Annotated in this window: 8 protein-coding genes; 4 read left to right on the forward strand and 4 right to left on the reverse strand. The window is 69.6% G+C overall.

Features of this window, described 5'->3' with window-relative positions; all coding sequences use genetic code 11:
• A partial coding sequence (locus AB0J97_RS51265) for a roadblock/LC7 domain-containing protein (RefSeq protein ID WP_364101988.1) occupies positions 1-191 on the reverse strand: 191 nt, incomplete at its 3' end.
• Positions 188-3085 (reverse strand): nitrate- and nitrite sensing domain-containing protein, encoded by a 2898-nt coding sequence (locus AB0J97_RS51270; RefSeq protein WP_364104653.1) that lies wholly within the window; start codon positions 3083-3085, stop codon positions 188-190. The genes AB0J97_RS51265 and AB0J97_RS51270, both read right to left, overlap by 4 nt.
• Positions 3086-3475: 390 nt before the next feature.
• Between AB0J97_RS51270 and AB0J97_RS51275 the strand changes: the two genes are divergently transcribed.
• Genes AB0J97_RS51275 through AB0J97_RS51290 form a run of 4 tightly spaced genes read left to right on the forward strand, consistent with a single transcriptional unit; the run spans position 3476 to position 7049 of the window.
• On the forward strand, positions 3476-4462 hold the full coding sequence (locus AB0J97_RS51275) for an ABC transporter substrate-binding protein (protein WP_357695395.1): 987 nt from the start codon (positions 3476-3478) through the stop codon (positions 4460-4462).
• Positions 4462-5238, forward strand: a complete 777-nt coding sequence (locus AB0J97_RS51280; RefSeq protein WP_364104658.1) for an ABC transporter permease — start codon at positions 4462-4464, stop codon at positions 5236-5238. The genes AB0J97_RS51275 and AB0J97_RS51280 overlap by 1 nt, the downstream gene beginning before the upstream one ends.
• Positions 5235-6026: an ABC transporter permease subunit gene (locus AB0J97_RS51285; RefSeq protein ID WP_364104661.1), complete on the forward strand. Its 792-nt coding sequence runs from the start codon at positions 5235-5237 to the stop codon at positions 6024-6026. The genes AB0J97_RS51280 and AB0J97_RS51285 overlap by 4 nt, the downstream gene beginning before the upstream one ends.
• An 18-nt stretch (positions 6027-6044) precedes the next feature.
• Complete coding sequence (locus tag AB0J97_RS51290) at positions 6045-7049, forward strand: methyltransferase (RefSeq protein ID WP_364104664.1); 1005 nt, start codon at positions 6045-6047, stop codon at positions 7047-7049.
• Between the two features lie 24 nt (positions 7050-7073).
• On the opposite strand, the gene AB0J97_RS51295 is transcribed toward AB0J97_RS51290, so the two are convergent.
• On the reverse strand, positions 7074-7640 hold the full coding sequence (locus tag AB0J97_RS51295; RefSeq protein ID WP_352329408.1) for an ATP/GTP-binding protein: 567 nt from the start codon (positions 7638-7640) through the stop codon (positions 7074-7076).
• Between the two features lie 7 nt (positions 7641-7647).
• Positions 7648-7995 (reverse strand): DUF742 domain-containing protein, encoded by a 348-nt coding sequence (locus tag AB0J97_RS51300; RefSeq protein ID WP_352350491.1) that lies wholly within the window; start codon positions 7993-7995, stop codon positions 7648-7650.
• Positions 7996-8148 lie beyond the last annotated feature (153 nt).

The following is an 8148-nucleotide window of genomic DNA, read 5'->3' on the forward strand; positions in this document are numbered from 1 at the left end:
TGCGTCAAGCTCACCAGCCCCGACGCGATCGCAGCCAGCTGATCCGCCCGGTCAGCCGGAAAACCCGACGAGGCCGCAAGCGGCAACCCGTCGGATGACACGACCACCGCGTGCGCGACCCCCGGGACGGTACTGACGAAGTCGGTGATTAACCAGTCGACTCCGCGTGCCGCGTGGCTCAGGTCATTCACGCGCCCTCCTCCCTACTGTCGTTCCTAGAGCCGGATTGGTATGTCCTGCCCTCGCTGATGTCGTCCCGCGCTGCTCGGAAGCCCTGCTGGAAGCTCGACAACCTGCTGCGCACCCGGTCCGGCGAGACCGACGGCATGGGAGCCACGCCCTTGGGCGCGGACGCCGTGTCCGCCGATCCGGGCACCAGGTTGGCCTTGGGCACCCGCTTGGGCAGCCCGGCCGCCGTCGAGCCGTCGCGTGCGGGCTCCACCACGGACGCCGCCGCGCTCCAGCCGGCGTCGGCCTTGGCCGAACCCCAGGTGGCGCTGGGCTCGCCCTGGTCGAACCAGGCCGACTCCACCGCGGCGAAGATCGGCAGGTACTCGTCCCCGCCGGAGGCGGGCTTGACGACGGGGATCGGGCCGGTGGCGGCCGACTCCGTCTCGGGGTAGTCGTACTTGGGCGCGGCCAGCGGCGTCTCCTGCGGGGCCGACCAGGGGCGCGACTCCTCGGGCGGCAGGCCGCGCTGCGGCGGCGCGTGCTCCCCGGTGACCGGGCCGCGCGAGGACACCCAGACGTCGGACGACGAGTCCGGCAACCAGTCGGAGCCGGTGTTCGTCGACTCGGTCGAGGGCCACTGCGGCATGGCGGACGGCATCGAGGACGGCGTGGAGGACGGCATCGACGAGGGCAGCGAGGCCGGCATCGACGGCCACGACCCTCCGGCCGGCTCGGACGGGTACGACGGGTAGGACGGGTGCCCGGGGGCGAGCCCGAAGCCCGTTGCGCCGGGCCACTGCTGGGCGCCGGCGGCGGGCTGGGACGCGGCGAAGGCGTCCTCGCGGCCGGCGGAGGCGGCGGTATTGCCGCCCGCGCCGGCGACGGCGGCCGGCTGCGCGCCGAGCAGCGACTCGGGGATGAGGACCATGGCGGTCAGACCGCCGGAGCCGTGCGGGCGGAGCTGCACCCTGATGCCGTGCCGGTGGGCCAGCCTGGCGACCACGAACAGGCCCATGCGGCGGGAGACCGACACGTCCACGGTGGGGGCGTCGGTCAGGCGCTCGTTGGCCTGGACCAGCTCGTCGCCGGTCATGCCGATGCCGGAGTCGCTGATGGAGAGCATGATCCCGCCGCCGTCGATCCTGCTGCCGGAGACGGGGACGCGGGTCTCGCGCGGGGAGAACGACAGCGCGTTCTCCACCAGCTCGGCCAGCAGGTGGATGACGTCGTTGACGGCCTGGCCGGCGATGGAGACGCCCTCGGGGACCTCCAGGACGACGCGCTCGTAGTTCTCGACCTCAGAGAGGGAGGCGCGGGCGACGTCGACCAGCTTGACCGGCTGGCTCCAGCGACGCGGCGGGTCCTGACCGGCGAGAACCAGCAGGTTCTCGCTGTTGCGCCGCATACGGGTGGCCAGGTGGTCCAGCTTGAACAGGTTGCCGAGCCGCTGCTCGTCCTGCTCGCCCTGCTCCAGGCCGTCGATGAGGGTGATCTGCCGCTCGACCAGCGTCTGGCTGCGGCGCGACAGGTTCACGAACATCGCGTTGACGTTCGAGCGGAGCCTGGACTCCTCGCCGGCCAGTCGGACGGCCTCGCGGTGGACCTCGTCGAAGGCGCGGGCGACTTCACCGATCTCGTCCTTGGAGTTGACCTCGATCGGCGGGACGTGCAGCTGTTCGGGGCTGACGTCGGTGTTGCGGAGCTGCCTGACCAGGTCGGGCAGCGTCTGGCCGGCGATCTTCAGGGCGTCGCCGCGCAGACGGCGCAGCGGGCGCACCAGCGAGCCGGCCATCAGGGCGGTGATCGCGAGGACCAGGACGAGCAGGCCGGCCACGATGCCGATGTTGATCGCGGCGAGCTGCCGGTCGCTGCTGGCGATGTCGGCGCTTCGGGTGGCGATCTGCTCCGACAGCGACTTCTGCACGGTGTGCAGGCGCTCGACGGTCTCGGTGATGGACTGGAACCACTGGTCGGTGTCGTCCCTGGTCGAGGTGTCGAGCCGGCGCAGCGACTGGTTGGCGTTGTGCAGCAGTACGGCGCGGCTGGCGTAGAACTCGGCGCGGCCGATCTTCAGGCTGGCGACGGTGTTGTCGTAGAACTGGCGCTGCGCGGGCGTGGCGACGGCGCGGAAGGCGTCGCGCTCGCTGTTGCGGCGGGATCGGGCGTCAAGGAAGGCGTTGTACTCCGGCTCCTCGAACGCGCCCCTGATCAGCGCGCTGGTCAGGAGGCCACGCTGCTTGGACGCCTCCTCCTCGGCGCGGGCGACGGCGCGCAGGGCCGCGCTGGTGGCGATGATCTCCTCGTCCGTGGAGCCCTGGCCCAGCTCGTCGTAGAGCTGCAGCAGCTCGGCGATGGCCTCTGAGTACTTCTCGCTGGTGGGCAGCGGCGGGAGCTTGGTCTCGGCGACCGTCTTGCGCATCGAGGGGATCTGGCTGAGCCGGACCCGGATGTGGTCGAGGGCCTTCTTGCCGAGGTCGGACAGGGACGCTTCCGACTTCTTCGCCGCGTCCAGGGTGCTGGCGATGCGCTTGTCGACGATCTCGTGCTGGCTCTTCAGCCGCTGCTCGTCGGAGGCCCCGCGGTTGGTGGCGACGTGGCGGGTGGCCAGGTCGCGTTCGAGCCCGAGGTCGCGGGAGAGCTCGCCGAGCTGTGCGACCAGGGTCCCCACGCTGCTGATGTCCTGGTACTGCTGGGCGCTGGCGATCGACGTCGTGACCCGCAGGGCGCCCAGGATGACGGCGATGACCGTGGGGATGGCGATGAGGGCGATGAGGCGGGTACGCACGCGCCAGTTGCGCAGCGCGAACGGGCTGCCCGCCTTGGGCGGGTGGGCCTGCTGCACCTCGCCGTCCGCGGCCTTTTCCGGGGCGTCCGGAGCCCTGCCACGACCGGGTCCGGTCGTTTTTGTCCTCACTGGTGGCAACCTCTCGCCGTGGCCTGCTTCAGGGGGAATCAGCGGCTTCGTCACGCGGACGAGTGATCGCAGGCAAGTTCGAGGCCCAATTTGAGCACAAACCTCATACTTAGGCCAACGTTTCAGCCGTTTTCAACCGTTCCACATCGCACTCCCTTCACGTCGCATGCCATCGCACACGGAGCGCAACCACCGTCCCAATCCGGACAAATCACCACTAACCATACTTAATCTCTAGATTTACATCTATAACGTTGATTTGTCATATTTTCGCGATAAACCTACATATACGCGGCATAGCGCTGTAGATCCGAACTCTGCTCCGGTACGCTTCACGCCCGGCATCCCGTGCCGATCTCCGGAACTTCCCCCTGGTAGGAGAACCCCCCCATGACACGCACCATGCGCGGCCACGCCATTGTCGTCGGCGTGGCTCTGGCGCTCACCCTTGCCGGCTGCGGCGGAGGCGGCGGCGAAACCGCGAACACCTCGGCCAACAGCAAGGGGCTGGAGAAGACCACCATCAAGGTCGGCGCCCTCCCCGTGCCCGACGCTGTCTCGGTCTATCTCGCCAACGCCAAGGGCTTCTTCAAGGAAGAGGGACTGACCGTCGAGCCGCAGACCATCACCGGTGGCGCAGCGGCGCTGCCGCAGATCGAGAGCGGCGCCCTCGACATTTCGCAGACCAACTACGTCTCGACCTTCCTCGCGGTGAGCAAGGGCAAGAAGATCAAGCTGGTCGCGGACATGTACCAGGCCGCGCCGAACACGTTCAACATCATGGTGCCGAAGGACTCCCCCATCAAGACGGTGGCGGACCTGAAGGGCAAGACGGTCTACGTCAACAACCTCAACAACGTCGCCACCCTGGCCGTGGAGACGCAGCTCAAGGTCGCCGGCCTCACCAAGGAGGACGTCAACTTCGCCGAGAAGCCGTTCCCCGACCAGGGCAACGCGCTCAACACCGGGCAGGCGGACGCGGGCTGGATGACCGAGCCCTTCGTCACCGCCAACCAGAGCGCCTTCGGCTTCCGCAAGCTCGCCGACACCATGACCGGCCAGACGGAGGACCTCCCCATCGCCGGCTGGATGGCCACTGAGGACTGGGTGCAGAAGTACCCCAAGACGCTCGCCGCCTTCCAGCGGGCCATCGCCAAGGCGCAGCAGCTCGCCTCCAGTGACCGCAAGGCGATCGAGGAGACGCTGCCGAAGTACACCAAGATCGACGCCAAGACGGCCTCGGTGATCACGCTCGGCACGTACCCGAGCGAGCTGAACGAGAACCGTCTGCAGAAGGTCGCCGACCTGATGCTGGAGTACAAGTACCTCACCAGCCCGATCGACGTGAAGTCGGTCATCGCCGCCCCTGCAAGCTGATGAACTCCGCGCGTCTGCTCCGCGGCGCCGCCGGCGCCGCGGGGTTCCTCATCGCCGGTGAGCTGGTCATCCGCTTCGCGCTGAGCGACGGCGTGATCTTCCCGGCGCCCTCCGTCATCCTGTACGAAGCCGCGCGTCTCCTCGCCGACCCGGTGTTCCTGGAGGGCCTGGCCACCACCCTCGCGAACTGGGCGCTCGGCCTGCTCATCGCCATCGTCGTGGCCGTGCCGCTGGGCGTGCTGCTGGGCGCGGTGCCGCCGGTGGAGCGGGCGATCCGGCCGCTGCTGGAGTTCATGCGCCCGATCCCCTCGGTGGCGATCATCCCGCTGGCGATCCTGCTGATCCCGGTGGACGGCCTGATGAAGGTCTCGGTCATCGTCTACGCGTCGATGTGGCCGATCCTGATCAACACCCTGTACGGCATGCAGGACGTGGACCCGCTGGCCAAGGAGTCGCTGCGCAGCTTCGGCTTCGGCCGGCTCGCCGTGCTCGGCCGGGTCAGCCTGCCGAGCGCCGCCCCCTTCGTCGCGACCGGCATCAGGATCGCGGCCGGCATCGCGCTCGTCCTCGCGGTCAGCGCCGAGCTGCTGGCCGGCGGCACGGCCGGGATCGGGGTCTACACGATCCAGGCAGGCAGCGGCAACCGGATGGACCTGATCATGGCGGCGACGTTCTGGGCCGGGGCGTTCGGGGTGTTCGCGAACCTCGCCCTGCTGGCCGGCGAACGGCGGCTGTTCCGCTGGCACCGCGTCCGGATGGGAGCGTCGGAATCGTGAGGCGGCTGTCCAGGCTCTGGGTGGTGCCGGTCGTGCTCGTCGTCTGGGAGCTGCTGGCGCGGCTCATCGGCGACAGCGACTTCCCGCCGCCGCTCACCATCGTCACCAGCATGTACGAGATGTGGTTCTCCGGGCCCGTCTCCCACCTGTTCCTCACCGAGGACGCGGTCGGCAACATCCTGCCCAGCCTCGGTCGCATGTTCAGCGGCTGGATCCTGGCCTCGCTGCTCGGGGTGCTGCTCGGCGTGGCGCTCGGCCGTTCCAAGGCGGCCACCGACTACGTGGACGCGCTGTTCGAGTTCGGCCGGGCGATCCCGCCGCCGCTGCTGCTGCCGCTGTTCGTCGCGCTGTTCGCCGGCACCGCGCACGCGCAGCTGAGCATGCAGCTCGCCACGATCGTGTTCGGCGTGATCTGGCCGGTGCTGCTCAACACGATCGAGGGCGTCCGGGCCGTGGACCGCACCTACACCGAGACCGCCACCGTGTTCGGGCTGTCCAAGGGGCAGCGCCTGCGCGTGGTCGTGCTGCCCGCCGCGTCGCCGAAGATCTTCGCCGGGCTGCGGCTGAGCCTGTCGCTGGCGCTGATCCTCATGGTGATCTCCGAGCTGTTCGGCAGCACGGACGGCATCGGCTACCAGCTCCTGCAGGCCCAGCGCAGCTTCGACGGCCCCGGCGTGTGGGCGACGATCGCCCTGCTCGGCATCCTGGGCTACCTGGTGAACGGGCTGTTCGTGCTGGCCGAGCACCGCCTGCTGGTCTGGCACCGGCAGGCCAACCGCAACGTCTGACTTATCGGGAAGGACCCCATGTCCCACTCGGATGACCTCCTTTGGGGGGCCGTGGCCGACATCTCGCGCTTCGCCGCTCTGCTCACCATGGCGGAGCTCGGCCTGGCCGACCATCTCGCCCACGGTCCCCTCAGCACCACCGACCTGGCCGCCCGCTGCGACGCCGACGCCCCGCGGCTGCGCCGCGTCCTGCGGGAGCTGGCCGGGATGGGCGTCGTCCGCGGTGCCGGGCCGGACGTCTACGACCTGACCGAGCGCGGCACGGCGCTGCGCTCGGACGTCCCGGACTCGGTGCGCTCGTCGGTTCGCATGCTCGGCGAGGAGGGCTTCTGGCACGCCATGGGCAACCTGCCCGCCACCGTGCGCGACGGCGGCTCGGCCTTCGTCGCCCGCTACGGCCACCTGTACGAGTACCTGGCGGCGAACCCGGGAGCGGGCAAGCTGTTCGACGACTACATGACCGCCCGCGCCATCCCCTTCACCGAGGGCCTGGCCAAGCGGTACGACTTCCCGGCCACCGCGACCATGGTGGACGTGGCCGGCGGCAAGGGCCACATCCTGGCCACCGTCCTGCACGCCAACCCGGACATGCGCGGCATCCTGTTCGACCTGGAGCACGTGGCCGGCCGGGCCAGGGAGCTGCTGGCCGCCGAGGGGCTGGGTGAGCGGAGCGAGGTCGTCACCGGCGACTTCTTCGCCGAGGTCCCGGCCGGCGGCGACGTCTACCTGCTGGCCAGCGTCCTGCACAACTGGGACGACGAGGACGCGGTCACGATCCTGCGCAACGTCCGCCGGGCGATGAACCCCGACGGCCGCGTCCTGGTGCTGGAGGTGGCGTTGCCCGACGACGAGGCGCCGCACCTGGGCAAGGACATCGACATGCGGATGCTGGCGATCTTCGACGGCGGCACCGAGCGCAGCCGTGAGGAGTACCGGGCGCTGCTCGACCGGGCGGACCTGCACCTGACCGAGGTCGTCGAGCTGGGCTCGGGAGCCAGCCTCATCGAGGCCCGGCCCCGCTGAGCGGAAGGGCGGCGGCGGGCCTGATCAGCCGCCGCCGCTCCAGCCCGGCACCGCCATCCTGATCGACAGGGCGTGCTCGACCAGATGGATCAGAGCGCTCTTGACCGAGTCCTTGGAGCGCGCGTCCAGCCGTACGAGGGGGATGTGGGGGGCCAGCGTGAGGGCGTCGCGCACCTCGGCGTCGCTGTGCGGGTACTGGCCGTCCCAGCCGTTGACGCCCACCACGAACGGCAGTTGCGCCTCCTCGAAATAGTCGATCGCGGGAAAACTGTCGGCCAGGCGGCGGGTGTCCACCAGCACGACCGCGCCGATCGCGCCGCGCACCAGGTCGTCCCACATGAACCAGAACCGGTGCTGGCCCGGCGTGCCGAACAGATAGAGGATCAGGTCGCGGTCGAGCGAGACGCGGCCGAAGTCCATCGCCACGGTGGTGGTCGACTTCAGCGGCGTCATGCCCAGGTCGTCGATCCCCGCGGAGGCGTCGGTCATCACCGCCTCCGTGGTCAACGGCATGATCTCCGAGACCGCGCCGACGAACGTCGTCTTGCCCACCCCGAAACCGCCGGCCACCACGATCTTCGTTGAAGTCAAGCCGGGGCTAGAGCCTGCGAAGTCCACTGAGCACCCTTTCGAGCAGATTTACGTCCGGCCTACCGGCGTCCAGCTGTGGCTGATGCACGCGGACCAGACCTTCGGCCGCCATGTCGGCGATCAGAACACGCACCACGCCCAGCGGGATCCGCAGCAGCGCCGACACCTCGGCCACCGACCGGACCTGCCTGCACAGCTGGCTGATCGCCTGATACTCCGGCGTGATGTGCGAGAACTCCCGGTGCTCGGCGGTCGCCGAGGACACCAGGGCCTCCATCGCCAGCTTGACCCTGGGCGCCGTCCGCCCACCCGTCACCGCGTACGGGCGGACGGGTGAGGCGGGGTCGGGGTGCAGCTGCGACTGGGGCTGTGGCTTGGGCGGAGGCGCCCAGCCGCCGCTGTTCCATCTCTGGTCCGTCACCTACATCACCTGGTCTGGCTGGCGCGCAGTTCCGCACGCACCGCCGGAGTCAGCACCTGACCGGCGCGATCCACCATCAACGTCATC

It is taken from the genome of Nonomuraea sp. NPDC049607 (genome assembly GCF_040675375.1).
Classification (GTDB): Bacteria; Actinomycetota; Actinomycetes; order Streptosporangiales; family Streptosporangiaceae; genus Nonomuraea.

Bases quoted from the DNA above. Each gene is read 5' to 3' on its own strand.
- AB0J97_RS51275 (WP_357695395.1), top strand. From the start codon at position 3,476: ATGACACGCACCATGCGCGGCCACGCCATTGTCGTCGGCGTGGCTCTG.
- AB0J97_RS51280 (WP_364104658.1), top strand. From the start codon at position 4,462: ATGAACTCCGCGCGTCTGCTCCGCGGCGCCGCCGGCGCCGCGGGGTTC.
- AB0J97_RS51290 (WP_364104664.1), top strand. From the start codon at position 6,045: ATGTCCCACTCGGATGACCTCCTTTGGGGGGCCGTGGCCGACATCTCG.